This window comes from Thiolinea disciformis DSM 14473, from assembly GCF_000371925.1.
GTDB lineage: Bacteria > Pseudomonadota > Gammaproteobacteria > Thiotrichales > Thiotrichaceae > Thiolinea > Thiolinea disciformis.
The window spans coordinates 1-25,017 of the sequence record NZ_AQVE01000016.1 but is presented as its reverse complement, the minus strand read 5'-3'; the positions used below and the strand labels follow the sequence as shown (position 1 = coordinate 25,017).

The window sequence follows — 25,017 nt, the reverse complement described above, 5'->3', positions numbered from 1 at the left end:
GACAAACGTGTATTGAAACGAATCTGACGTATCCCCATATACGCTAGAACATTAACGCTATGTGCCACTACGAAGCCTTCATGGGGGTTTTTAGAGTTAATACAACAACTTGAATACACACAATCACCTGTAACGGATGCGCGCAGAGTGATTTTTTCAAGTAGGGCTTGTATTTTCAGAATTTGTGATATAATCGCGCGTCCATTTTGTCGAGGTCAATACGGGACATGAGTCAACAAGAGCAGCAACAGTCCAGTCTTAAAGAGCTGATTGCACGTGGTAAGGAACAGGGGTACCTTACTTACGCAGAAGTCAACGATCACTTACCCGATACGATTGTCGATCCCGAACAGATCGAAGACATTGTCGCCATGATTAATGACATGGGGATTACTGTCTATGAGCATACACCCGATGCGGATTCCCTGCTATTAAATGATGAAGCCGTTCAGGCTGATGATGAGGCGGCTGAAGAAGCAGCGGCAGCGCTGGCGAATGTGGATAGCGACTTTGGTCGAACCACTGACCCTGTGCGCATGTATATGCGTGAAATGGGCACTGTTGAGCTTTTAACGCGTGAAGGCGAAATCCAAATTGCGATTCGGATTGAAGAAGGCTTAAACGAGATCTTACGTGCCTTGGCGCAATATCCTGCTTCTACCGAAGTCGTGTTGGATATGTATGACAACATCGACGAAGAGAATAAGACGCTACGCTTAACTGATATTTTGAATGGGTTTGTCGATCCGAATGCGGTTGATGTGAATCCATTACAAATTCAGGTACGTAGTGATGAAGAGTTGGAGGCTGAGTTAGGCGAGGCTGAAGGCGCTGAAGTGTTAGTGGTAGGCGACGAAGAAGAAGAGGAAGTGCCGGAAGATCCAGTGGATACTGGCCCTGATCCGGAAGAAGCCGCGATTAAATTTGCTGAATTGCGTGAATTATACGAAGTGGTTGGCAAAGCAGGTGACGGTAGTGCTAGTGCTTATAGCTCAGCACGCGAGGCTTTAGCGGCTAAGTTTATGGAATTCCGTTTAGCGCAGCCGGTCATTGATAAGTTGACCAACCAGCTCAATGAAATCGTGAATCGTATTCGTGCGCATGAACGCGCGATTATGAAGTTATGCGTGCAAAACGGTGGTATGTCGCGCCAAGTGTTTGTGGATAGTTTTCCACAAAACGAAACGGATACAGGGTGGTTAGAGCGTTATTGCAAAGACTATCCGAATCAACGCACGCGCTTGATGGAATATAAAGCGCAAATCGACGACGCCCAAAAGCAACTGCGTGCGATTGAAGATGAGTGCCGCTTAAGTATTGCCCAAATTAAAGACATTAATCGTAGTATGTCGGTGGGTGAAGCAAAAGCACGCCGCGCTAAGAAAGAAATGGTGGAAGCTAACTTGCGTTTGGTCATTTCAATAGCTAAGAAATATACCAATCGTGGCTTGCAATTCTTGGATTTGATTCAAGAAGGCAATATTGGCTTGATGAAGGCGGTCGACAAATTCGAATATCGTCGCGGTTATAAATTTTCGACGTATGCGACGTGGTGGATTCGTCAGGCGATCACGCGTTCGATTGCTGATCAAGCACGCACCATTCGTATTCCGGTGCATATGATTGAGACGATTAATAAGCTCAATCGTATTTCGCGCAAATTGCTGCAAGAGAAAGGCCGCGAAGCAACACCGGAAGAGTTGGCAGAAGCGATGGATATGCCGGAAGATAAAATCCGCAAAGTCCTGAAAATCGCGAAAGAGCCGATTTCAATGGAAACGCCAATTGGGGATGATGAAGATTCGCATTTGGGCGATTTTATTGAAGATAACAATATGTTGTCGCCTTTGGAATCTGCGACCACGAATAGTTTGGCGGAAGTGACACGTGAAGTGTTAGCCAGCCTAACATCACGCGAAGCGAAAGTATTGCGGATGCGTTTTGGCATTGATATGAATACTGACCATACCTTAGAAGAAGTGGGCAAGCAGTTTGATGTTACGCGTGAACGTATTCGTCAAATTGAGGCAAAAGCGTTGCGCAAGTTGCGTCATCCAAGCCGTTCAGATATGCTTCGCAGCTTCTTAGATGGCGGTAATGATTCGCCATCGTTATCGTAAGCTTTAATGTTTTCGGGCCTGTAGCTCAGTTGGTTAGAGCAGGGGACTCATAATCCCTTGGTCGCGGGTTCAAGTCCCTCCGGGCCCACTTATATTATATTTCTGGACGTTCCAGAAAATCCTAAAACCCTTTGCAGGCATCCATCTGCAAGGGGTTTTTTTGTTTGTTTATTTCAAGAAGCTAATCTTTGATTCGCCATTCCAGCTTCCAAGTCGCATAGTCATTTACCTTCAATGCTTCACATAATTTTGGCAATAAGGCTTTTAAGGGCTCATCGAATTGCCAAGGTGCATTAATAATGGCTACACCTGAACCATGCATACCAAATTCGAGTTGTTGAGATTCCACGGCCAGCTCAGCGATTAATAAGTTCTTACAAGCTAAAGCCTGCAAGCGCCGTAGCAAAGGAATGGATTGATCGCGGCCTTTGGCGAGCAAGGGATACCAAACCATATAAGTTCCAGTCGACCAGCGATGGAGGGCTTTTTCTAAAGCATCCGGTACTTGTTTATATTCATCCACTTGTTCGTAAGCAGGATCCAGCAAGACCAAACCACGACGCGGCGTGGGCGGAAGCAGAGCGATTAAGCCTTCTAAGCCATTGCGTTGATGAATGGTGACGCGCTTATCAAAACCGAGATTATTTTTTAGATTTTCGACTTCACTACTATGCAATTCCATCAGCACGACTTTGTCTTGCTCACGCAATAAACTACGTGCTAGTTCAGGCGAACCCGTGTAATGTTGTAAAGTTCCATTCGGATTATGCGTCGCGAGCACTTGAAAATAATCCTTTAGTTCCGGCCATTTCTGTTGGTTTTGCCATAATCGCTCAATACCATTCTTATATTCGCCGGTTTTTTGTGCCCATTCGCCTTGTAATGCATATAAGCCCGCCCCTGAATGCGTATCTAAATAAATAAAGGGTTTATCCTTTTGGCGAAAGTTGGCGATTAATAAACTTAACGCAGCATGTTTGAGTACATCCGCATGATTACCGGCGTGAAAAGCGTGGCGATAACTCAACATGGCTTAAGCCTCAACAGGTGATGGAATAAATTGGCCGCTACTGACGCGATCTTGACCCGCCAGATCCTTATGACAAGTAACCTTTTGAAATCCAGTGTGACGCAGTAAATCAGTAACAGCTCGCCCTTGATCATAACCATGTTCAAGTAATAACCAAGCGTGGGGGGCTAAAAACTGTGGAGCATTTCGGCAAATGGTGCGCAGCGCGTTTAACCCATCATGGCCAGAACTCAAGGCGCTACGGGGTTCAAAACGCACATCCCCTTGTTGTAGGTGTGGGTCTTGGTCGGGAATATAAGGCGGATTCGACATTATTAAATCAAAGGCTTGCTTGGGAATGGCTGAAAACCAATCGGATTGTAAAAATTGAATAGTCGTCAAGCCTAATTGGTTAGCATTATCTTGGGCTACTGCTAAGGCAGCAGGGCTTGAATCCACGGCAAGCACTTGCGCTTGTGGCCGTTCTTTGGCAATGGCTAAGGCAATCGCACCTGTACCTGTCCCTAAATCCAATACCTTAAAGGCTTGATGCGGTGCTAAGAGCGCCAGTGCTAACTCAACCAATAATTCGGTTTCAGGACGCGGAATTAAGGTATCTGCGGTAACCTTTAATGCCATGCCCCAAAATTCGCGATAGCCAATTAAATAGGCCACAGGCATACCCTTGGCACGTTGTTCAATCAAACGTTCAAACGCCGTGTATTGTTCTTGATTTAAACTCACTTCCGGCCAAGTGAATAAATAACTACGTGGCTTGTTTAACACCTGCATCAGCAGTATTTCTGCATCCAAACGTGCCGAATCGGATTGCGTTAAGCGGGTTTGCGCTTGTTGCAAAGCGTGGCGTATTTGCACCGTTTATTCGCCCGCCAAAGCAGTAAGCTGGTCAGCTTGATATTCATTGATTAATGGCTCAACCACTTGATCCAAATCGCCCGCTACAATCGCATCCAATTTATACAAGGTGAGGTTAATACGGTGGTCAGTCATACGCCCTTGCGGGAAATTGTAGGTGCGAATACGCTCAGAGCGATCACCGGAGCCTACCAAATTGCGACGCATTTCAGATTGCTCATTGGCTTGCTTTTGACGCTCTTGCTCTAATAAGCGAGATTGTAATAAGGACATCGCGCGGGCGCGGTTTTTATGCTGGGAACGTTCGTCTTGGCATTCGACCACTAAGCCGCTTGGTAAATGAGTAATACGAATGGCTGAGTCCGTTTTATTAATGTGTTGTCCCCCCGCGCCCGAGGCTCGATAGGTATCCACTTTTAAATCGGCTGGATTGATGGCTTGTGCTTCTACTTCATCCACTTCCGGCATGACGGCAACAGTCGCCGCAGACGTATGAATGCGCCCTTGTGCTTCGGTTTCTGGCACGCGTTGTACACGATGTGCACCCGATTCAAATTTCAGACGGGAATACACATTATTGCCAATAATCCGCGCGATAATTTCTTTATAGCCGCCATGCTCGCCATCGCTGGTGCTGACCACTTCAATCTGCCAACGGCGTTGTTCCGCATAACGTGAATACATGCGGAATAAATCACCTGCGAAAATAGCTGCCTCATCGCCACCTGTTCCCGCGCGAATTTCCAAGAAAATATTGCTGCCATCGTGAGGGTCTTTAGGAAGTAGCAGTTTTTGCAATACGATTTCTTGTTCAGCAATACGTTCTTTGGCGGAATTGATTTCATCCTGAGCCATTTCTTTTAGCTCAGGGTCATTGAGCATGTCTTGCGCAGTTTCTAAGTCAGCTTGGATTTTCATGTAATCACGATACCCCAAGGCAACCGGCTCTAATTGGCTGTATTCAATGGAGAGTTTGCGAAACTGCTCTTGATCGGCTACTACATCACTTTCACTGAGTAGTGCTGCAATCTCGCTATAACGCTCATTTAGATTTTCGAGTTTTTGTAAAATAGAGGCTTTCACAGCATTAATCTTCAGTTAGGTTAAATAATAATTTGGCTTGCGCCAATAACGCTTCATTGCCTGCATGTGCTGCTTGATTCATCATCTGGGTAGGCGCATGAGTCAATTTATTCGTCAGAGTATGCGCTAAGAATTCTAAGGCTTCTTCGGGTGATTTAGATTGTAATAGTTTTTGTGCACGTGCTAATACATCGTTGCGAATGGCTTCATTATGCTGGCGATATTGTTTAATCACACTCATTTGTTGCTGAGCGCGTAGCCAACCCATAAAGCGCTCAACTTCTTCGTTGACCATGACTTCAGCTTGCATGGCCGCTTCACGGCGTGATTGCAGATTTTCCTCAATGACCGAGCGCAAATCATCTACGGTATATAAATACACATCATCCAGCTTGCCGACTTCTGGTTCAATATCGCGTGGCACGGCAATATCAACCATAAACATAGGACGATGTTTGCGGACTTTCAAGGCGCGTTCTACCATGCCTTTTCCGATAATCGGTAAGGGGGCGGCGGTGGAGGAAATCACAATATCCGCTTTGGGTAGATATTCGCTGATTTGTGGTAGGCCAAAACCAAGGCCGTTATACGATTTTGCTAAGGCTTGGGCACGTTCCACATTACGATTCGCTATCATAATTTGCCCGATGCCATTGGTGGCTAAATGCCGACCCACCAATTCAATGGTTTCGCCTGCTCCTACTAATAAGGCGGTTTGCTGTTCTAATTTACTGAAAATTTGGCGTGCTAAACTAACTGCTGCAAAAGCGACAGAAACAGGATTTGAGCCTATACTGGTTTGCGTGCGCACACGTTTTGCCGTCGAAAATGCATGTTGCATTAAACGATTCAGCTCTAGCCCTGTTGCATGTGCTTCACTGGCATTTTGTAAGGCGTCCTTGAGTTGGCCTAAAATTTGTGGCTCGCCTAACACTAATGAATCGAGGCCACAAGCGACACGCAGGGCGTGTTGCACCGCTTCTTCGTGGTGATACGTAAATAAGTAAGGTTTTAATTGCTTGGCAGGCAATTGATGGAAATGCGCAAGCCAGTCGATTAATTGCTCGGTTGGTGGATGCCCTTGATAAGCGGCATACAGTTCCGTGCGATTGCAGGTAGACAGAATAAGATTCTCAGGCGCAACCAATTTGGCCGATTGTAAAGCATCAGCTAAACGTTCTGGGGAAAAAGCTACCTGTTCACGAATAGCAACAGGAGCCGTTTTGTGGTTGACACCAACGACGAGAATGGACATTCGGAGCGAGTTTTTTACCAAGCATACATTTAATTTTCAGAGTGATTGATTTTCTGATACGTTATGCAGGATTACAAGGTAATTCTCAGAATCTACCGCTTAAGTCAAATACGTAAAAATTTTTAATAATTGGGTGTCCTAAGATACCGGAGTTGCTTATGCCGCGTTTGCAGTTTCTTCATCGCCTTATCCGTTTATCCTTAGTTACAGGGATGGTTGGCTTTGCGATAAGTTCGCCTAGCTTTGCAGAGTCGCCACAAGCAACCCCCAACGCGACCGAAAAAGTTGACGTTCCTGCACCTGAAGTCAGCGCTACAGCAACTGCTACGGATAAAAAGACGCCGGAAAATGGCCCCCTGTTACCGCCTCGTCCCTTTCAATCAGAAGCTAGTTTTGAAATGTATAATTTTTTGATGGGCGAGATTTTGATGCGAGATGGCAAGGCCAAGCAGGCTGTGCAGCACTATGTCTTGGCAGCTTCTCGTAGTTCTAACTCTGAGTTAATCAAGCGTGCCGCCCAAAGTGCGTTGCAAGTGAATGATCCTTCCTTATCTAAGGGAATATTGGATCGTTGGACAACTCTTGAGACCGATTCGCTCGAAGTGCGCGAATACCGTATTCTGCTCAATGCACGCCAAGGCAATTATGAGCAAGCCTTAAAAGATATGGTCTGGGTACGTGATCAAATCGAAAAGAAAGAAGGCCATGGTTTCGAGTTTTTGGTCTCGCTCTTGGCCTTAGAGGTGAATGCTGAGCATACTTTAGAGCTATTTAAGCGTTATGCCAGCACTATTGATGGTGCTCCTAAATCATGGCTGGCGGTTGCCAATTTTGCACTCAGTGCAGATCGTTATGAGGATGTATTAAAAGCTTCGGACAATATCTATGCCAATGGCGACGCCTTACAAAAAGAGCAAGCCATTCGCTTAAAATCCAAAGCTTATATTGGTTTGAAACAATTAGATCAAGCAGCGACTACCCTAAAACCTGTGGCTGAAGCTACCAAGGATCAGCAGATTCGTTTTGAATATGCCCGTCTTTTATTGGTCTTAGATCGCTCGGATGAAGCCCTACCGATATTCTCGGAAGTTTATAAAGCTGCGCCAGATAATGCCGAGGTACTGTATACCCTCGGTTTGCTGCATCTGGAAAAGAAGCAATATAAAGATGCCGAAGAATTAATGAAAAAGCTGCAAGATAATCCCTTGCGCCGTTCGGAGGCCAGTTACTTCCTCGGGCAAATTTATGAGGATCAAAAGCGTAACGATGAAGCGCTAAAGGCTTATGAAGATGCCTTGAATGGACAGTTCAGTAAAGAAACTATTGGGCGTAAAGCGACTTTATTAAAGCGCGAAAAAGGGTTTTCAGTCGCACAAGCTTGGTTAAAAGATTTAACAGCAAATGCCTCGACGGCAGAGGATAAAGTCCCGGCGCTGATGGCCTTAGGGCAATTATTGCACGACGACAATCAATACCAAGCCGCTGTTGATACCTATAGTGAAGCTGAAAAGGCCGGTGCTAAGAAAAGTGAAGTATTGTATGCGCGCTCTTTAAGCTATGAAAAAATGGGTAGTTTAGAGCAAGCAGAAAAAGATTTGCGCAGTTTAATTAGTGATAATCCTAAAGATGCCGATGCTATGAATGCGTTGGGTTATATGCTGACCGTTAATACTACACGTTATCAGGAAGCGGGTGAGTTAATTGATAAAGCCTTAGAGCTAAGTGCGAATAATCCAGCCATTATGGATAGCAAAGGTTGGATTGCCTATAAATTAGGTGATTTGGCGACGGCTGAGACGTGGTTGCGTAAAGCCTTTCAAGCCATGGAAGACCCTGAAATTGCTAGCCATTTGATTGAAGTATTAAGCAAAAATGGTAAAGATGTTGAGGCTAAGCAAATTTTAAAAGATATGATGGTAAAACACCCGAACGATAAGTTGTTGGATGATGTGCAAAAGCGCTTAAGCTTATTAGGGATTTGAGCCCAAGGATCATTGAGAACAAGGAATTAAGTTTCATGAAGCAAGGTTTAGTGGTTTTATGTGTGCTTGCGGTAATGAGTGCAGCGGGTTGTACATCCAATCAAAGCCGTTCTGCTCCCAGTTCAATGCCACAAGCTTCAGGGCTAAGTCCTGAAGCGGCATGGGCTAAGCGCCAAACGCAAGTGGCCAGTATGGCGCAATGGCGTTTACAGGGGCGGGTAGGTTTGCAGATTCGCGAGCAAAGTTGGCCATTTGCGATTGATTGGCAGCAACAGCAAAATGGCGTATATGCCATGCAAATCAATAATCCTTTGACGGGGGCTTTAATGGCGGCGATTGACGCAAGCAGCGATTCCAGCATTAGCTTAAAAGCGTCCAATGGACAGACTTATCGGGATACTGATGCTGAGCGTTTATTGTCCCGTCAATTAAAACTGAATTTTCCGCTTAATAATTTACGCTATTGGGTGCGTGGTATTCCTGCACCTAATAGCCCAGTAGGCCGTTTGCAGCTAGATGCTTATGGCCGTCCTACCCATATGGAGCAGGCTGGTTGGGTCATTGATTATCCCGCTTATCGTGGTAATAGTTTTGATGCCATGCCAGAGAAAATCCAGCTAGAAAAGGCATCTGAGCAAGTTAAGGCTAAGGTTGTTGCAAAACAATGGCAGACCCGTTATTAAGTCTTAGCTTACCTGCACCCGCCAAGCTTAATCTTTTTCTGCACATTACCGGTCAGCGAGCGGATGGTTATCATCTGCTCCAGACTTTATTCGTGTTTCTTGATTATAGTGACACTATTACTTTAACGGTTTTGCCTCAGGCTGAGATCCAGCGCATCAGTACTATTGTAGACGTCCCCGCCGAGCAAGACTTAGTTGTACGCGCTGCAAAATTATTACAACAAGTCACTCAGACCCCAAAAGGGGTGAGCATTCAGGTCATTAAGCGCTTACCGATGGGCGGTGGCTTGGGCGGTGGCAGTTCAGATGCAGCAAGCGTATTAGTAGGCTTAAATAAACTGTGGGACTGTGGCCTTAGTATCGATGAATTAGCCGCGTTGGGCTTGCGTTTGGGGGCGGATGTGCCGGTTTTTGTTAAAGGGCAGTCTGCTTGGGCGGAAGGAGTTGGCGAGATTTTGCAGGCGGTGAGTGTACCGCAGCAGTGGTATGTGGTGGTACATCCGAATGTGCATATTTCGACTGCAAAACTTTTTGCACATCCGGCCTTGACACGCAACTGCCAAGCTAGCACAATGGCGACCTTTCTTGCAGGGCAGACAACAAATGTGTTTGAACCTGTAGTGAAAGAAGCTTGTCCCGCCGTTGCTAAAGCCCATAATTGGCTCTCGCAATTTGCGAAAACAAGCTTAACTGGTTCTGGAGCATGTTTATTTGCGGCTTTCGAATCACAGCTTGAAGCAGAGCAGGTGTTACTTCAACTGCCGCAACAATGGTCTGGATTTGTCGCACAAAGTCAAATGATTTCGCCGCTCTATCAAGTGCTTAATAACCAGTATAGTTAAATAAATATCCTACTAATGGGCCGTCGCCAAGTCGGTAAGGCACCGGATTTTGATTCCGGCATCCCTAGGTTCGAGTCCTAGCGGCCCAGCCATCCTCTATTTCTAGCGCATACGAGTTGTTCATGTCTGACGAACTGATGGTGTTTACTGGCAATGCTACCCCTGCTCTTGCTAGTAAAATCGTTGATCACCTCGGAATTCCCCTCGGAAAAATTAAAGCAGAACGCTTTAGTGATGGTGAAGTACATATCGAGATTCTCGAAAATGTACGGGGTCGAGATGTTTTCATTGTGCAATCAACCTGTTCGCCAACCAATGACAATATTATGGAGTTATTGGTGATGGCCGATGCTTTATATCGGGCATCAGCTGGGCGTATTACGGCGGTTATCCCTTATTATGGTTATGCACGCCAAGACCGGCGAGTGCGTTCCAGACGTGTGCCTATTTCAGCTAAATTAGTGGCTGATATGGTAGCTACCGCGCATATCGACCGTGTTCTCACCATTGATTTGCATTCTGAGCAGGTACAAGGCTTTTTTGATGTGCCAGTCGATAATATCTACGCACAAGGTGTGCTACAGGCTGATGTGCTAGCTAAGAATTTGGACAATGTTATTGTGGTTTCACCGGATGTCGGTGGTGTAGTACGGGCGCGTGCCTTGTCCAAAGCACTAGGTAATAATGTGCAATTGGCGATTATTGATAAGCGCCGTCCCGAGCCTAATAAGGCCGAAATTATGAATATTATCGGTGAGGTCGCAGGACACCATTGCGTACTCATCGATGACTTGATTGATACAGGTGGTACCCTGTGTAATGCTGCGGCAGCCCTCAAAAAGCAAGGTGCACTCAGTGTTTGCGCTTACGCCACCCATGCGGTTTTCTCTGGTAATGCAGTAGAAAATATTATGAATTCTGAGTTAGACGAAGTGGTGGTCACCGATTCCATCCCATTAAGTGCAAAAGCACTAGAATGTGATAGAATCCGCCAGCTTTCGGTCGCAGGAATTCTGGCTAAGACGATTTTGCGTATTAATCGCGATGACTCAGTCTCTTCCTTATTCGAAGAAATCTAAATTTGGCCGCTAGTCAGTGCTTGTAAAAAGACGACTAGCCGCTCGGAAAGTGCCACCGGTTCTGGTCGCGGAACGGGTGGTTTTTGTTTTAATGGGAGTTAATTATGTCTAAATCATTTACGTTGCAGGCTGAAGTCCGCAACGATCAGGGCAAAGGTGCGAGCCGCCGCCTGCGTCAGGGCAATAAAGTACCTGCTGTTATCTATGGCGCTGGTCAAGCGGCACAATCCATTTCTTTAAAGCACAATGAATTGTTGCGCAATTTGCAAGATGAAGCGTTTTATTCGCAAATTATTGCAGTGGACTTTGGTGATCGTAAAGAGCGCGTGATTCTGCGCGATTTGCAACGTCATCCTTCACGTCCTGTGATCATGCACGCTGATTTGTTGCGTATTCAAGAAGACCATGTGTTACAAGTTCATATTCCGTTGCACTTCCTGAACGAAGAAAATTCGGTAGGGGTGAAAACTCAGGGTGGTACGGTGAGCCGCATTACTAACGAAGTTGAAGTAAGCTGCTTACCAAAAGACATTCCAGAATATATTGAAGTCGATATGGTCAATGTAGAAAAAGGCCAAATCGTACACTTATCGGATCTGAAATTACCTGCTGGCGTTTCTTTACCGGCGTTGGCCTTGGGTGAAGATCACAATTTAGCTATTGCAGCGATTCACTAAGTAATAGCAAGTAATGGCTGATCCCATTCGCTTAATCGTAGGCTTGGGCAATCCGGGCAGCAATTACGACAAAACCCGGCACAATGCTGGGTTTTGGTTTGTTGAGGAATTAGCAAGCCAATATGGCGGACAATTTGCGCCAGAAAAACGTTTCTCCGGCGAAGTGTGTCGTATTCAGATTCAAGGTGAGTCCATTTGGCTCTTAAAGCCTATGCTGTTCATGAATCGTAGCGGCTTGGCAGTGCGTCAATTAACTGACTTCTATCGTATTCCCGTTACCCAAATCTTAGTGGCTCATGATGAGTTAGATTTGCCAGTCGGTGATGCACGCCTAAAACAAGGCGGTGGTCATGGCGGTCATAATGGTTTGCGTGATATTCATGCGCACCTTAGTCCTGATTACTGGCGCTTGCGCATCGGTATTGGGCATCCGGGCGATAAAAGTTTAGTCACAAATTATGTCTTAGCTCAGCCTTCCAAAACCGATGAGACTTTGATCAGGCAAGCACTGGAACGTGCAGCAGATCACAGCGGCTTATTGGTTCAAGGCGAGCTACCAAAAGCGATGAATGAATTGCATCGCAAGCAATAAAGGGTAATAGGTATGGGATTCAAATGCGGCATCGTTGGTTTGCCGAATGTCGGAAAATCTACACTGTTCAATGCACTCACGAAAGCAGGTATTCAGGCGGAAAATTATCCGTTTTGTACCATTGAGCCAAACGTGGGCATTGTGCCTGTACCTGATTTACGCTTAGAGGCTTTGTCAGAAATCGTAAAGCCAGAGCGCATTCTGCCTACCACGATGGAGTTCGTGGATATTGCCGGTTTAGTGGCGGGTGCCTCCCGTGGCGAAGGCTTAGGTAATAAATTTTTGGCGCATATCCGCGAAACGGATGCCATTGCTCAAGTAGTGCGCTGCTTTGATAACACCGACATTATTCACGTGGCGGGTAAAATTGATCCTGCTGATGATATTGATACCATCAATACAGAATTAGTCTTAGCGGATTTGGAGTCTATGGAGCGTGCTGTACAGCGTGTGACCAAGGCCGCGAAAGCGGGTGGTAAAGATCAATTAGCGCTTAAAAATCTAGCAGAACGTCTCTATGCGCATCTGTCCGAAGGTAAGGCCGCGCGTTTATTGGCGATGTCTGAGGAGGAGCGGCGGCTAGCCCATGAATTTCACCTGATTACTATCAAGCCTTTATTATTCATCGCTAATGTGAATGAGGATGGTTTCGACAATAATCCTTACTTAGACACGGTGCGTAAGATTGCGGAAGCAGAAAATGCACAGGTGGTGCCGGTATGTGCAGCGATGGAAGCTGAGTTAGCGCAATTAGATGGGCCTGATCAGGCCGATTTCTTAGCAAGTATGGGGCTAACGGAGCCGGGCTTGAATCGCGTAATCCGCGCCGGTTATCAATTACTCGGCTTGCAGACTTTCTTTACCGCAGGGGTTAAAGAAGTGCGTGCATGGACGGTTAATCGTGGTGCAAGTGCGCCGAATGGCGCTGGTAAAATTCATAGTGATTTCGAACGTGGGTTTATTCGTGCGGAAGTGATTGCCTATGAGGATTTCATTAAGTATCGCGGTGAGCAGGGCGCAAAAGATGCAGGTCGTTGGCGCTTAGAAGGTAAAGATTATATTTTGCAGGAAGGCGATGTTGTCCACTTCCGCTTTAATGTTTAAAGCTTGATAAATATCGTATTCATAGACGGTAAAGGTTGACAGCAATCGAGGAGCAGTCTAATATTCGCAGCCTCTTGGCTATGTAGCTCAGTTGGTTAGAGCACAGCACTCATAATGCTGGGGTCGTAAGTTCGAATCTCACCATAGCCACCATTTTCTAGGCCTCAACTCACTATTTGGTTGGGGCTTTCTTTTTTCTGCACTAAAAATTCTTTTTTTCTTCACATTTTTGTCACTTCTGGAAGTCTGCTTAGGGCTATAATGAATTTGTGGTATAAAAACAACTAGGCTAAATCCGTGCGGGGTAGGTCAGAAAACCAGTTACTGTTTGTGTTGGATAGTTTTAAAAGTGCGAGGCCAAACTGGGTATAAATAGAGGACTAAAGATGCAGTGCTGAACCCCGTTTATTGTTGCGATGCTGCATCCTAGTCTACTCATCGCAAGAGTAAGCCGACTGACGTTTGAATATAATAGACGCTTAGATAGGTGGTTGTTTTTGGGGGCTAAATGGCAAAGATGTTGGGTTGAGTCGTTAAATATAATAGCCTTCAAATCAGGTATACTGTTTAAACTGAGCGGTTCGTGTAAAATCACGCCTTGCGGCGAGGTAATCCTAAGAACAATGGACTGCTAAGCTGTTAATTTTTTAAGGTATGTCACGATTTATTCGCAAAAAATAGGCATCTATAAGCGGCAGGATAATAACGTTGAATCAGGATTTTAGGCAGATTCCACAAGCAACTGCCCGTGGGAGTCAAGATGCATGGTGGCTACGCATAGTGAAAGGAATCTGGTTTTCTATGGCAGTCTTTGGTCGGGTATTCCGCATTTTACTCATTGTGGGCTTGGTGTTAGGCGTATTGGCAGGCACGGTTTATGCCATGCAGCTTGACGAGCAAGTTCAAGCACAGTTCAAAAGCAAACGTTGGGCTCTACCCGCACGCGTATTTGCACGGCCACTTGAGTTATTTCAAGGTCAGCAGCTAGAGGCCAATCATTTAGAGCAGGAATTAAAATTATTAAGTTATCTGCCAGTCACTGATCGCCCAGTTGAGCGTGGACAATATCAACGCAAAGCAGAAAGTTTTGAAATTATTACGCGTGGTTTTCAGTTTAACCAAGATAAAGAAGATGCGCGCAGTATTAAGCTAAGTATCAGTGGCGGCAAAGTTTCTAATTTAGCCCTGTCGAATGGCGGTGAGGTTGCAATTATGCGCCTTGAGCCTGTCTTAATTGGTAATTTTTATCCGACGCATAACGAAGATCGCATTCTTGTGCAAATGGGTGATGTCCCGACCAATTTATTGAAGGCTTTGTTAGCGGTAGAGGATAAAAAATTCTACGAGCATCAAGGGGTTAATCCCATGGCGATCATTCGTGCCATGGTGGCGAACTTGAAAGCAGGTGATAAGGTTCAAGGCGGGAGTACGATTACCCAACAGTTGGTTAAAAATTTCTATTTAACCAATGAGCGGAGTTGGCAGCGTAAACTCAAAGAAGCCCTCATGGCATTTTTGTTGGAGCTGCATTTTACAAAGCAGGAAATTCTTGAAGCTTATTTGAACGAAATTCATCTCGGGCAAGATGGCGATCGTGCCATTCACGGCTTTGGCTTAGCTGCTCAGTTTTATTTTAATCGTGAATTACGTGATCTCAAAGACGATCAAATTGCCTTGTTAGTCGGTTTAGCTAAAGGCTCTAGTGCTTATAATCCTCGCCGTAATGCCGATAAAGCTTTAGAGCGTCGCAATGTAGTGTTAACCGTCATGGAGCAGGAAAAAATCCTGACGCCTCAGCAAGCCGAATCCTTCCGTGCTTTGCCTTTAGGCGTAAGTCCTCAGCCTCCTTCAGGTGCTAGTCCTTTTCCGGCTTATTTGGATTTAGTGCGTCAACAGTTGCAGCGCGATTATCGCGAAGAAGATTTGCGTACAGAAGGTTTATTGATTTTCACTGCGATGGATCCGATTGTGCAATTAATGGCAGAGCAGACTGTCATTGATCGGGTGCAAAAACTGGAGCGCGCGAATCGTATTCCACGCGGAAAATTAACCGGTGCCATGGTTATTAGTACGGTGCAAGGGGGTGAAGTGATTGCCCTCGTTGGCGGGTTGAATGTGCGTTATCCGGGCTATAACCGTGCACTGACCGCCCAACGTCAAATTGGTTCTTTAGTGAAGCCTGCTATTTATCTTGCTGCTATTGAGTCTGGCGGGCGGTATTCCTCTTTGGGTGCACGAGTCAGTGATGGCCCTGTCGTAGTGAAAATTGGGCGTAATAAATACTGGGAGCCGGGCAATTATGATCAGCGCGATATGGGTACCGTCACGGTTATGCAAGCCTTGGCCTTATCGCGTAACACGCCTGCGGTGCGAATTGGTGTTGATGTTGGTTTAGATAAAGTCATCAAGATGCTGGGTGATTTAGGTATTAATAAGCAAATCCCCGCGTTTCCTTCGATTTTGCTAGGGGCTTTGGAAATGACGCCCATGAATGTGCAGCAAATGTATCAGACCATGGCAGCAGGCGGCTCTTACTCGCCTTTGAAAGCGATTCGTCAAGTCATGGAAGGGCGACAAGGTCGTATCCTAACGCGCTATCCTTTGACGGTTAAACAAGTGGCTAAACCCGAATCGGTGGATGTATTGGACTATGGCCTGCATCAGGTCACGGTTTCAGGCACTGCTAAAATGCTGAGTGGCACCTTGCCCAGTTGGAAAAAAGTTGCGGGCAAAACGGGCACCACCAATGATAAAAAAGATAGCTGGTTTGCTGGTTTTTCAGGTGAGCATGTGATGACTGTGTGGGTTGGGCGTGATGATAATAAACCAATTAATATGACGGGTGGTACCGGCGCTCTTTATGTGTGGTCGGATATGATGCGTCAGTTAAACTCTAAACCGATGAAAGTGGGTGGATCGTCACGCTTAGTTTGGGTCGATGTGGATGAGTCTACAGGATTATTGTTTAATCCGGCCTGTGGTAAAGCAGTGAAGATGCCGTTTATTCGGGGTACTCAGCCAAAGAAAGTGAGCTATTGTGCTGCGCCTGTCGCGCCAACCACTTCACCCGAAGAAGCCCCTGCTCAAGGAAGTCCAGCTCCTGCTCCCGCTCGACCAGCCGCTCAAGGCCGCGCTGGGAATTGGGTGGAAGACTTGATGCGCTAATTGGAGAGAACACTATGAAAATAACAGTAAAATCGTTGCCTTACACTTTATTGAGTATGCTTACCTTGGGTTTGGCTGCTTGTGCGCCTATGACACCTGAGCCGGTTTATGAGCCGCAATATGGCCAGCCACAGCCGCAAGCCTTACCGCATTATAATCAACCACCGATTATTATGGATGCGCAACCTCTGCCGCGTCCCTCGCAACAGCAACAACAAGCCCCGTATCAAGCACCACGCCAGCAGCAAACGATGCCGCCGCCAGAACAGCGTGCTGATACCACGAAACGTGCTCAGCCCTCATGGATGACCGCACCCTATCCAGATCCTAACTCAAAAACAGCTAAAACACCCAAGGCTGAAACGAAGCCTTTTTGGGATGAAGGTAAGGTACAGGTTGAAGTCTTAGATATTAAGAAGGATGCAGGCACTAACAATGCTAGCACCGATAATAACGGCACAGTCACCACTTCGGTGACGCCACTCCAACGGCCTAGCTCTGGTGACGCAGTAAGTAAGTCGACCAGTACTAGCACTAGTACCACCATTAGCGCTAGCTCGACCCCTAGTATTTCAAGTTCTAGTTTTGGCTCTAGTAATCCAGCAGTAGCTGTTTTAATGCGCCAAGCGAATAATGAATTGGCAGCGGGTAATACTGGACGTGCCGCTTCCACTTTAGAGCGAGCCTTACGCATTACCCCCGATGATGCGAATTTATGGTTGCGCCTCGCCGAAGTGCATCAACAGCAAGGCGATAAGCGTCAAGCAGCGTCCATGGCTGAAAAAGCGCTGACCTTAGCGCCAGATGATCCGAGTGTGCGTCAGCGTAGTCAACGTTTCTTACCTTAGGATAGATGCATTCTGGACACGCCATCACCTGATTGGTTAAGTGAAACAGGGGCATTTGCTAAGCATGTGTCCGGTTTTCAAGCGCGTCCTCAACAGCAAGCCATGGCGCAAGCCATTCGTGAGCTATTACAAGACAACGGTGTGCTAGTGGTTGAGGCAGGAACGGGAGTAGGCAAAACCTTTGCTTACTTGGTGCCCGCCTTTGTCTCGGGTTGTCGTGTGATCATTTCTACCGGTAGTAAAACCCTCCAAGACCAATTATTTTTCAAGGATTTACCCTTAGTAAGTAAGGCATTAAGTTATAACCCGAGCCGCGCCTTACTGAAGGGACGTGCTAATTATCTTTGCTTATTGCGTTTAGCCTTGGCTGAGTCCGAAGGGCGTTTTGGTGATCGTAAGGAAATTGTGTGGTTACGGCGTATTGCTGATTGGGCGCGGGTCACCCAAGAAGGCGATATTGCTGAAATGACCGCGATTCCACGCGATGCGGAAGTATGGCCGAAAGTGACTTCGACCCTCGAAAATTGTCAAGGGACGGATTGCGAATTTTATCAAGACTGTTTTGTAGTGAAGGCGCGTCGCCAAGCCCAAGAGGCTGATGTCGTCGTCGTGAACCATCATCTATTTTTTGCGGATATGGCCTTAAAAGAGGATGGTTTGGGTGAGTTATTACCGCAAGTGGACTTGGTGATTTTAGATGAGGCTCATCAACTCCCTGATATTGCTTCAAGTTTTTTTAGTGAATCATTAAGTAGTCGTCAATTATTAGACTGGTCACGTGATCTACGTAATGAGGTCTTGGAAAATGCTAGTGATTTAGTGCAAGTACGCGACGAATTACCGGCTTTAGAAAAGGCAATCGCTGATTTACGGTTGGCGATGGAGGCGCCCGGACAGAAAGCGCCGTGGAGTCAATTACGTGATCGGGCAGGCGTGACGGAGCAAATGCAAGTCTTGGAGCAGTGCCTGAGTAAGTTGGCGCTTATGCTGGAAGCGACCCTGGAGCGTAGTAAAGGGCTTGCTTTAGCTTATCAGCGTTTGAGCGATTTTCAACAGCGTCTCAGCGATTTACAGCAGCCGCAAGCGGATAAAGTGCAATGGTTCGAAACCTTTACACGGGGTTTTGCCATTACGGCTACCCCTTTGGATATTACCTCACCCTTGCGCCGCTGTATGGACGCCTTGCCTTGCCGTTGGGTGATGACGTCCGCCACCTTAGCAGTGGGGGAGTCCTTTGAACATTTTACGAGCCGACTAGGGTTAAACGAAGCGCGCACGCTAAAGCTTGATAGTCCTTTTGATTATTGGCATCAGGCCTTGTTATATCTGCCAGCGGGCTTACCAGAACCACAACGGCCAGATTTTGTGGCGCATATGATTGATGCCGCTTTGCCAGTAATTCGTGCCTGTGGCGGGCGTACTTTTATCCTGTTTACCAGTTATCGTGCGTTGAATGAGGCTGCGCAATTATTAGAAGGTCAATTGGATTATCCTCTGTTAATTCAAGGTGAAGCGCCACCCCGTGAGATGATTCAACGTTTTCGTGACTTGGGCAATGCGGTGTTATTAGGTACTGCTAGTTTCTGGGAAGGGGTCGATGTGCGTGGTGAAGCGTTATCCTGTGTCATTATTGATAAATTACCCTTTGCCGCACCCAATGATCCTGTGCTAGAGGCGCGCTTAGAAGCAATACGACAGCAAGGCGGAAATCCTTTCAATGATTATCAATTGCCGCAAGCTGTCATTACCTTAAAGCAAGGGGTAGGGCGTCTCATTCGTGATCAGCAGGATCGTGGAGTATTGATGATCTGCGATACCCGTTTGCGGGATCGTTCTTATGGCAAAACGTTTTTAGATAGTTTACCGACGATGCCACGTACCCAAAAATTAGCCGTAGTAGAACGCTTTTTTGCCAAGCAAGAACTACCTATACCACCCAAAAGCCCAGAACAGCAGAGTGCCGCATGAAATTATTAGCTTTGGATACTTCCAGCGATGCTTGTTCTGCTGCGGTACTTACCGATGAAGCTTGTTTTAGTGCGTTTGAAATCACACCGCGTGCCCATACGCGTTTAATTTTGCCTATGATTGAGTCGGTGCTCAAGCAAGCAACCCTTCAGTTATCAGAACTGGATGCCATAGCTTTTGGTTGCGGGCCCGGGGCTTTTACAGGGGTGCGTATTGCCACTGGCATTGCTCAAGGATTAGCCTTAGCCGCTCATAAACCCCTAATGCCCGTATCGACGCTGGCTGCTTTGGCACAAAAAGCGTATCAAGAAACCAAGGTGACACAAGTGTTGGTGGGTTTGGATGCGCGTATGGGCGAGATGTATTGGGGGCAATATTCGCTACAAGCAGGTCGTATGCAGCTGGAGAATGCTGAGCAAGTGCTCGCACCTACCTCCGTTCCGCTACCCAATCGCGGGCAATGGCTGGGTGTTGGAAGTGCTTGGTCAGTGTATGCTGATGATTTAGCAGAACATTTAGCGGCTTATCTAAGCACTACTCCCGCTTTGGCCGATTATTTGCCAGAAGCTAAATATATTGCCGAATTAGCGCGTTTTGCTGGTTTGGCGACAGCACTAGCGCCTGAACTGGCTCAACCGGTTTATTTGCGTAATAAAGTTGCCCAAACAACGCTTGAACGTACCGGCTTATCGGTGTGACTAAAGCGTAATTGTGGTCTATCTTTTATATTCCCACTCTGCGACCAATGAATTTTTCATTCAGGACGAAACACTTATAATATTAGTCAGCTCTTATATTATAAGTTAGCAATGGAATTATATATGCAAATAAAACAGTTCATGGGCTTAGCATTTATGCTTAGCATTGGAGCTAATCTAGTTCATGCCTCGCCTGCCACTACTGAAAAAGAATTATTAAAAACCATCGAACCATTACCCCTTTCTCATCCTTGTGCACGTTGGTCTGTAAAAAAATTACATGCGCGTGCAGAGCCTTATCAAGAAGCCATTGAGCAATATGCTAAGCGCTATGGTGTGGAAGAGGCGGTGATTAAGGCCGTGATTGCAATTGAATCTTGCTATAACCATAGCGCGGAATCACCTAAAGGCGCACAAGGTTTGATGCAGCTCATCCCTGATACCGCGCTACGTTTTGGCGTCTCTAATAGCTTTGATACAACCGAAAATATTCAAGGTGGCACGCGCTACCTGAGTTGGTTATTAAAGCGTTATAAGGGGGACTTGACCAAAGTGTTAGCTGCTTATAATGCGGGTGAGGGGAGGGTAGATCAATATGATGGTGTGCCACCTTACACGGAAACCAAGCATTACGTGCGCAATGTGATGGCAGTTTATGAAAAGCTTTCGGGCAAAAAGGGCAGCGAAGCCGTGGAGTTACCAGCGTTAGCAGAGAGCAACTCGAGTGAAAACGATAATGCGGAATTGCTAGCCAATGCGGTGCGAGCTTTATTGCAATCTGCCAATCCAAGTCCAAACCAAGCGGTTTTACAAAAAGCTTCTTATCGTCCGAACCTAGCCGTTCAGCCTCAGCGCGTACAAGCCTCATTCCGTTCGCCTTTTCAAGTAGCGGAAAGAGTAGCGACTGTTGCACCACCTGCGCCCAAGCCCATTGTGCGTCCTAGTAAACCAGGTCGAGGTGGTTTCGCGACCAATCGGGCACGGGCGCCACAATTATATAAGCGTGCTGGTGGGCCAGATTTATTGGCGCAAGCTGAACAAACGATGCCCTAAGGTGCGGAGAAAGCGTGTAAAAGCTATTGCACAAGCTGAACGGTTTCAGTATAGTTCTCCTCCTCACACACTAGGCATATAGCTCAGTTGGTTAGAGCACCACCTTGACATGGTGGGGGTCGTTGGTTCGAGTCCAATTATGCCTACCAAAATTTTGAAGCCGATCAAGTACTTACGCTAGGTCGGCTTTTTTGTTTCTGAGCTTGTTCCGTATTTGTTCCGTATTTGTTCCGTATTCTGGAGAGCGGCACGTCCTTGTGCTGCTTCAATCTACCGCAGTTGATGCTGCCCCATGCGTGCTCGTAAGGTGCAGCGGTTTTTCTGTAAAAGTAAAGCCGCTTCAGTTTGGTTGCCGTCGGTAAGTGCTAAAGCGGCCTTAATCATGCCCATTTCCGCTTGGCGGATGATGCTATCCCAGATAGAGAGCTTGCCGGTTTCAACCAATTCACGGGTCGCTTGGTAGGCTTGTTGTTCGAAGTTGGTCATGGTGCAATCTCCAGTTGGCTGGCGATTTGTTTCCAATTGAGCGGGCGAGGGAGTAAAGCCTTGAACTTTTTCTTCCATGTTTTCTTTAGGTAGGCAGTAAAAGGTGCGGCGCGGCATAAGTGGTGATGAATCCATTCTGTTTGCAGCTCTTTCAGCAGGGGCATAAATTCATTAAAGGTTCGTTTTTCCCAAGTGTCCACTAAATCCACGGCTTCTTGGTAACGCTCTTCAGGGATATTGGCGATATTTTCAATGTCAAAATGGAAACGTAAGGTGTTTTGCAATTCAAAGACGGCTGAACCTGATGCGCCGATGCGTCCTACAAAGAAGTCGATACGATTGCGTAGGGCAATGTATTGGGCAGCGCTAATAGTTTTTACTTCAGGTAGCGGAGCAAGATAGCCGCCCGTCTTGCGAATGCTGGGTAGGACTTCATCACAAACCCAGCTTTCAAACTTTTCCGCTTCGGGTTTGCGGCTTTTGATGATGAGGCGGTAAAGGTTGCCTTCGTTGATGAAGGTAGTTGAAACCTGCTGAATCGCTGGCGTTCCGTCAGTTTTGTAGCCGGTGATGACCCCCATGTCACGTTTCGTTACACCGGGGGTACGGCAATGATCCGCAAGGGCTTTTCGGCTGTTGGTATAGCCGAGCACGTCGCAAATATCAGCAACAGCAAACCAAGGTTCATTATCGATGGTAATGATACGGATGCTGCTTTCACCAAAGCAGAAGGTATTAGAAATAGTTGGGGTTGTTTTAGTGGATTGGTCGGTACTAATAGTAATAGTGACGTTTTGCATAATGGTAGTTCCAGTTCAGTGTTGGACTACCCGCAGTCTGGTTCCTAAGCAGAGGTGCGGGAGCTGTACAGGGTTAGGAACTACCGGGAACTGAATACCGGCCAGCCTGACGGCTGCCCCGCACAGTCCCACATAGAGGACTTTTGCACCCGCAAGTATACCGCAGGCACAAAAAAACCGCTTAACGCGGTTTGTGCGTTCAGTTCACGACGGGGTTCCTAATCCCGATGCAGTTTTTTGCTGCATTTGGTAAAAGTATAGCTTTTATACTGGCGTGTCAAGTGGTGGGATCGAACCGCCGGACGTTGTGCTAGTCTTCTATCTCCAGCCTAAAACCAGGGGCTTTACGGCCTCTTTGGTAATGACCGTTAAGCCTCTTGGTGGGATGTCTATTTCAAAAGTACGAGATTCGTTCTTTTTAGAAAAATCAATAAGATAGAAGTGTTTTTCTTCCTGAACTTTATGCCCAAGGGTTATACGGTAGTTCTTTTGGCTTTTCTGAGTTAGAATGCTTTCTAATCTCTATCATCTTGCTCATGGTTTTTACCGTCATTTTCTCGGTTTGGTCTTTGTATATATCATATTCACCATCATAAAAAGCTTGAAGGTCAACTTCTACGCCCAGTAATTTTAACTTTTCTAACTCAAGATAAAGCTCGAACTCTTTTTCAGCGTGTTGCATAGCTGAGTCTTTAAGAAAGTCTTTATAGCCATCAAAGACAGGATAACCATTTAGTATTAGTAATTTATCTAGCTGCTGATGCAACTGCCTCATGGTCATTCGCTCTCCGCGAAGAGCCGTAGATTCGGCATATAGTAGAAATTGCTCAGAAAGCAGATGGAGGCGATATAGCTCGCTTTCGGTAAGGTAGTTTTTACCGGTTTGAGCTTCTTTTAAAGTTGGCAAAAAGCCCTCAACTGATTGCACCCCCATATTTTGATCTGCATGATCAGCGCGCTCAAGAATAAGTTTAGAAGCTGTCATTTTGGTAACAGCATGATGAAATTTATCTTGTAGTAGCGCATAGAACGTCTTAACTTCTGGAGAGGACGGATCATAATCTGAAGCTGAAATTTTGAAGCATTCTCGAACTGACGCATAAACATTTTTCTCATTAGCTCTAAGCTCGCGTATTTTTGCAGCTAACTTATTAAGTTTTTCAGGGTCATCTCGCAAACGTTTTTCATCAATGACAAAGCCATCAGTGATGTATTGCCTTAATACTTGCGTAGCCCAAATACGAAACTTTGTTGCCTTTTGCGAGTTGACTCGATAGCCCACTGAAATGATGGCATCAAGATGGTAGTGAGCCGTTTTGTATTTCTTTCCATCGGAGGCAGTTATTTCCAAAATGGAAACAACTGAATTTTCATCTAACTCGCCCTCCTCAAAAATATTGCTGATGTGTTTTGATATGGCGGGTACATTAACGCCAAAAATTTCCGCAAGATTTTTCTGCGTTATCCATACAGACTCATTTGATACTATAATCTCTATATTTTTTGAACCGCCATCCTGATAGGTCAATAAGGCTTGTTGGTTGAGACTGTCACTCATTGCTTATTCCCTGCTTTAATCTGTTAATCATTAATTCCAAGCTCATTTAGTTCTCTTAATATCTTCGCAAAGTCGGTTTTATTCATTTTTTATTGCTTTCGTGAAATGAGCATTAATTAAGCATATCAACAAAAGTGCAAGCCCGCACTGTAAAGCTAGAGCTGTTCCATCACGCGAAGACTTAAATCGGCGTGGACAATCACAGGCTTTTTAGCTTCGTGGCCGTCGATATAACGTTGGGTCATGGCTGGTGTGGCGTGTCCGTCTAGGGCTTGAATGTAGTCCAGTGGGTAGCCCGCTTTTTCATAAAGATAGGATCCCAGCGCCCGCAGGTCGTGCAAGCTGGGGCGGTGGTCTTTAGGCAGGTGGTCATAAGCACCGCATTGGTCACGAATAGCAGAAAAGCTTTTGCTCAAATGATCAAGTGTGACAGCAAAGGGATGCAATTTGGCTTTGCGCTGTTCGGTGGTCATGCGTTTGGGGCGGTAATGGATTAAATACGGGCATGGCACCCCGCTATTAAAACAATCTTTTACCGCTGCATATAATTCTTCACCCATTTTTATTTTAATAAAGACTGGGTTTTCATAATTTTTGGTTTTGCTTTGTAATATAGTGATGGTGCGTTCGTGCATATCAATCCTATCACGATGCAAACCGACTAAATCAGCACGCCGTTGCAGCGATAATAACGCTATTTGCATGGCACGTTTGAGCCAGTCCGGCGCGGCTTTGTAGATTTTTAAATACCCTTCTAGGGTGTGCCTTTGCTTTTTGCGCTTCGGCTCGCGTTTAACTTCAGTATTTTCCACCGGATTGTGGTTGATAAATCCGCGTTGAATGGCGAATTTGAATAGATCATTTAAAAACTGGCGGTGTTTGATATACGGGTGTTGGTCATGATTTAAAGGAGTTGAAGAAGCGTCTTTCGATACAGGTTCCAATGACTTTGTCATGAATCTCGATAGACTTAGAAAAACAGATCGTCTTGCGTGCTAGACGTTTAATCCAAATCCTCAAATTCAGGTTTTGCCGTTCAATGCTTTGTGTGTAGCGCTTAGTGATTAAATGCTTATCTTCAGGCAATAAACGCTCATAAGCGCCCCAATCATCCGTGCAATACAATGCCAGTTTGAAAG

22 protein-coding genes and 4 tRNA genes are annotated in these 25,017 nt (G+C 46.1%); 17 read left to right on the top strand and 9 right to left on the bottom strand.

The features are described 5' to 3' along the window. Nucleotides 1–227: 227 nt before the first annotated feature. Both rpoD and A3IE_RS0112455 read left to right on the top strand, forming a co-directional pair. Nucleotides 228–2,120 (top strand): RNA polymerase sigma factor RpoD, encoded by a 1,893-nt coding sequence (gene rpoD / locus A3IE_RS0112460; protein ID WP_020395951.1) that lies wholly within the window; start codon nt 228–230, stop codon nt 2,118–2,120. Between the two features lie 14 nt (nt 2,121–2,134). Further along, nucleotides 2,135–2,208: transfer RNA gene (locus A3IE_RS0112455), tRNA-Ile, on the top strand. 93 nt (nt 2,209–2,301) lie between these two features. Here A3IE_RS0112455 and A3IE_RS0112450 read toward each other — a convergent pair. Genes A3IE_RS0112450 through hemA form a run of 4 tightly spaced genes read right to left on the bottom strand, consistent with a single transcriptional unit; the run spans nt 2,302 to nt 6,343 of the window. After that, on the bottom strand, nt 2,302–3,150 hold the full coding sequence (locus tag A3IE_RS0112450) for a 23S rRNA (adenine(2030)-N(6))-methyltransferase RlmJ (protein WP_020395950.1): 849 nt from the start codon (nt 3,148–3,150) through the stop codon (nt 2,302–2,304). A gap of 3 nt (nt 3,151–3,153) precedes the next feature. Next, nucleotides 3,154–4,005 (bottom strand): peptide chain release factor N(5)-glutamine methyltransferase, encoded by an 852-nt coding sequence (prmC, locus tag A3IE_RS0112445; RefSeq protein ID WP_020395949.1) that lies wholly within the window; start codon nt 4,003–4,005, stop codon nt 3,154–3,156. 3 nt (nt 4,006–4,008) lie between these two features. After that, on the bottom strand, nt 4,009–5,088 hold the full coding sequence (gene prfA, locus A3IE_RS0112440) for a peptide chain release factor 1 (RefSeq protein WP_020395948.1): 1,080 nt from the start codon (nt 5,086–5,088) through the stop codon (nt 4,009–4,011). Nucleotides 5,089–5,092: 4 nt separating this feature from the next. Continuing rightward, nucleotides 5,093–6,343 (bottom strand): glutamyl-tRNA reductase, encoded by a 1,251-nt coding sequence (gene hemA / locus A3IE_RS0112435; protein ID WP_020395947.1) that lies wholly within the window; start codon nt 6,341–6,343, stop codon nt 5,093–5,095. Nucleotides 6,344–6,501: 158 nt separating this feature from the next. Here hemA and A3IE_RS0112430 point away from each other — a divergent pair, with 158 nt between their 5' ends. The 15 genes from A3IE_RS0112430 to A3IE_RS0112360 all read left to right on the top strand — a co-directional run bounded on the left by A3IE_RS0112430 (nt 6,502) and on the right by A3IE_RS0112360 (nt 21,183). Next, nucleotides 6,502–8,325 carry a tetratricopeptide repeat protein gene (locus A3IE_RS0112430; RefSeq protein WP_020395946.1) on the top strand — a complete coding sequence of 608 codons (1,824 nt, stop codon included), beginning with the start codon at nt 6,502–6,504 and terminating at the stop codon, nt 8,323–8,325. Nucleotides 8,326–8,360: 35 nt separating this feature from the next. Continuing rightward, on the top strand, nt 8,361–9,008 hold the full coding sequence (gene lolB, locus A3IE_RS22130; RefSeq protein WP_020395945.1) for a lipoprotein insertase outer membrane protein LolB: 648 nt from the start codon (nt 8,361–8,363) through the stop codon (nt 9,006–9,008). Then, nucleotides 8,990–9,850: a 4-(cytidine 5'-diphospho)-2-C-methyl-D-erythritol kinase gene (gene ispE / locus A3IE_RS0112420; RefSeq protein WP_020395944.1), complete on the top strand. Its 861-nt coding sequence runs from the start codon at nt 8,990–8,992 to the stop codon at nt 9,848–9,850. Before lolB ends, ispE begins: the two co-directional genes overlap by 19 nt. Nucleotides 9,851–9,866: 16 nt before the next feature. After that, nucleotides 9,867–9,942, top strand: a tRNA-Gln gene (locus A3IE_RS0112415). 30 nt (nt 9,943–9,972) lie between these two features. After that, nucleotides 9,973–10,929, top strand: coding sequence for a ribose-phosphate pyrophosphokinase (locus A3IE_RS0112410; RefSeq protein ID WP_020395943.1), 957 nt, complete (start codon nt 9,973–9,975; stop codon nt 10,927–10,929). A gap of 104 nt (nt 10,930–11,033) precedes the next feature. Then, a complete protein-coding gene (locus A3IE_RS0112405) occupies nt 11,034–11,606 on the top strand; it encodes a 50S ribosomal protein L25/general stress protein Ctc (RefSeq protein WP_020395942.1) in 573 nt (190 codons plus the stop codon). Between the two features lie 13 nt (nt 11,607–11,619). Next, entirely contained in the window at nt 11,620–12,198 is a 579-nt protein-coding gene (gene pth / locus A3IE_RS0112400; RefSeq protein ID WP_020395941.1) for an aminoacyl-tRNA hydrolase, read from the top strand. A gap of 12 nt (nt 12,199–12,210) precedes the next feature. Beyond that, nucleotides 12,211–13,302 (top strand): redox-regulated ATPase YchF, encoded by a 1,092-nt coding sequence (ychF, locus tag A3IE_RS0112395; protein ID WP_020395940.1) that lies wholly within the window; start codon nt 12,211–12,213, stop codon nt 13,300–13,302. 76 nt (nt 13,303–13,378) lie between these two features. Continuing rightward, nucleotides 13,379–13,455 (top strand) — tRNA-Met (locus tag A3IE_RS0112390). 648 nt (nt 13,456–14,103) lie between these two features. Next, nucleotides 14,104–16,467, top strand: a complete 2,364-nt coding sequence (gene mrcB / locus A3IE_RS0112385; protein ID WP_020395939.1) for a penicillin-binding protein 1B — start codon at nt 14,104–14,106, stop codon at nt 16,465–16,467. 14 nt (nt 16,468–16,481) lie between these two features. Then, nucleotides 16,482–17,315 carry a tetratricopeptide repeat protein gene (locus A3IE_RS22125; RefSeq protein ID WP_020395938.1) on the top strand — a complete coding sequence of 278 codons (834 nt, stop codon included), beginning with the start codon at nt 16,482–16,484 and terminating at the stop codon, nt 17,313–17,315. 9 nt (nt 17,316–17,324) lie between these two features. Next, on the top strand, nt 17,325–19,283 hold the full coding sequence (yoaA, locus tag A3IE_RS0112375; protein ID WP_483855278.1) for a DNA repair helicase YoaA: 1,959 nt from the start codon (nt 17,325–17,327) through the stop codon (nt 19,281–19,283). Then, the gene (gene tsaB / locus A3IE_RS0112370) at nt 19,280–19,981 is read left to right on the top strand and encodes a tRNA (adenosine(37)-N6)-threonylcarbamoyltransferase complex dimerization subunit type 1 TsaB (RefSeq protein WP_020395936.1); all 702 of its coding nucleotides are present in this window, start codon (nt 19,280–19,282) and stop codon (nt 19,979–19,981) included. Before yoaA ends, tsaB begins: the two co-directional genes overlap by 4 nt. 123 nt (nt 19,982–20,104) lie before the next feature. Continuing rightward, nucleotides 20,105–21,034 (top strand): lytic transglycosylase domain-containing protein, encoded by a 930-nt coding sequence (locus A3IE_RS22120; RefSeq protein WP_020395935.1) that lies wholly within the window; start codon nt 20,105–20,107, stop codon nt 21,032–21,034. A gap of 72 nt (nt 21,035–21,106) precedes the next feature. After that, nucleotides 21,107–21,183, top strand: a tRNA-Val gene (locus A3IE_RS0112360). Nucleotides 21,184–21,304: 121 nt separating this feature from the next. Here A3IE_RS0112360 and A3IE_RS22870 read toward each other — a convergent pair. The 5 genes from A3IE_RS22870 to A3IE_RS0112335 form a co-directional block, all read right to left on the bottom strand. Then, the gene (locus A3IE_RS22870; RefSeq protein ID WP_020395934.1) at nt 21,305–21,520 is read right to left on the bottom strand and encodes a helix-turn-helix domain-containing protein; all 216 of its coding nucleotides are present in this window, start codon (nt 21,518–21,520) and stop codon (nt 21,305–21,307) included. Continuing rightward, nucleotides 21,517–22,320 (bottom strand): BRO-N domain-containing protein, encoded by an 804-nt coding sequence (locus A3IE_RS22115; protein WP_020395933.1) that lies wholly within the window; start codon nt 22,318–22,320, stop codon nt 21,517–21,519. The genes A3IE_RS22870 and A3IE_RS22115 overlap by 4 nt, the downstream gene beginning before the upstream one ends. A gap of 460 nt (nt 22,321–22,780) precedes the next feature. Beyond that, entirely contained in the window at nt 22,781–23,878 is a 1,098-nt protein-coding gene (gene rhuM / locus A3IE_RS0112345) for a RhuM family protein (RefSeq protein ID WP_020395932.1), read from the bottom strand. 155 nt (nt 23,879–24,033) lie between these two features. Next, nucleotides 24,034–24,834 carry a tyrosine-type recombinase/integrase gene (locus A3IE_RS20600; RefSeq protein WP_083900638.1) on the bottom strand — a complete coding sequence of 267 codons (801 nt, stop codon included), beginning with the start codon at nt 24,832–24,834 and terminating at the stop codon, nt 24,034–24,036. Next, nucleotides 24,776–25,017, bottom strand: a 242-nt coding sequence (locus tag A3IE_RS0112335) for an IS1 family transposase (protein ID WP_020395930.1), incomplete at its 5' end; no start/stop codon positions are given. The genes A3IE_RS0112335 and A3IE_RS20600, both read right to left, overlap by 59 nt.

Excerpts from the sequence above, each read along its gene's own strand:
- rpoD (WP_020395951.1), top strand. The coding sequence starts at position 228 with ATGAGTCAACAAGAGCAGCAACAGTCCAGTCTTAAAGAGCTGATTGCA.
- A3IE_RS0112450 (WP_020395950.1), bottom strand. The coding sequence starts at position 3,150 with ATGTTGAGTTATCGCCACGCTTTTCACGCCGGTAATCATGCGGATGTA.
- hemA (WP_020395947.1), bottom strand. The coding sequence starts at position 6,343 with ATGTCCATTCTCGTCGTTGGTGTCAACCACAAAACGGCTCCTGTTGCT.
- A3IE_RS0112430 (WP_020395946.1), top strand. The coding sequence starts at position 6,502 with ATGCCGCGTTTGCAGTTTCTTCATCGCCTTATCCGTTTATCCTTAGTT.
- lolB (WP_020395945.1), top strand. The coding sequence starts at position 8,361 with ATGAAGCAAGGTTTAGTGGTTTTATGTGTGCTTGCGGTAATGAGTGCA.
- ispE (WP_020395944.1), top strand. The coding sequence starts at position 8,990 with ATGGCAGACCCGTTATTAAGTCTTAGCTTACCTGCACCCGCCAAGCTT.
- A3IE_RS0112410 (WP_020395943.1), top strand. The coding sequence starts at position 9,973 with ATGTCTGACGAACTGATGGTGTTTACTGGCAATGCTACCCCTGCTCTT.
- A3IE_RS0112405 (WP_020395942.1), top strand. The coding sequence starts at position 11,034 with ATGTCTAAATCATTTACGTTGCAGGCTGAAGTCCGCAACGATCAGGGC.
- pth (WP_020395941.1), top strand. The coding sequence starts at position 11,620 with ATGGCTGATCCCATTCGCTTAATCGTAGGCTTGGGCAATCCGGGCAGC.
- ychF (WP_020395940.1), top strand. The coding sequence starts at position 12,211 with ATGGGATTCAAATGCGGCATCGTTGGTTTGCCGAATGTCGGAAAATCT.
- mrcB (WP_020395939.1), top strand. The coding sequence starts at position 14,104 with ATGGCAGTCTTTGGTCGGGTATTCCGCATTTTACTCATTGTGGGCTTG.
- A3IE_RS22125 (WP_020395938.1), top strand. The coding sequence starts at position 16,482 with ATGAAAATAACAGTAAAATCGTTGCCTTACACTTTATTGAGTATGCTT.
- tsaB (WP_020395936.1), top strand. The coding sequence starts at position 19,280 with ATGAAATTATTAGCTTTGGATACTTCCAGCGATGCTTGTTCTGCTGCG.
- A3IE_RS22120 (WP_020395935.1), top strand. The coding sequence starts at position 20,105 with ATGCAAATAAAACAGTTCATGGGCTTAGCATTTATGCTTAGCATTGGA.
- A3IE_RS22870 (WP_020395934.1), bottom strand. The coding sequence starts at position 21,520 with ATGACCAACTTCGAACAACAAGCCTACCAAGCGACCCGTGAATTGGTT.
- A3IE_RS22115 (WP_020395933.1), bottom strand. The coding sequence starts at position 22,320 with ATGCAAAACGTCACTATTACTATTAGTACCGACCAATCCACTAAAACA.
- rhuM (WP_020395932.1), bottom strand. The coding sequence starts at position 23,878 with ATGAGTGACAGTCTCAACCAACAAGCCTTATTGACCTATCAGGATGGC.
- A3IE_RS20600 (WP_083900638.1), bottom strand. The coding sequence starts at position 24,834 with ATGACAAAGTCATTGGAACCTGTATCGAAAGACGCTTCTTCAACTCCT.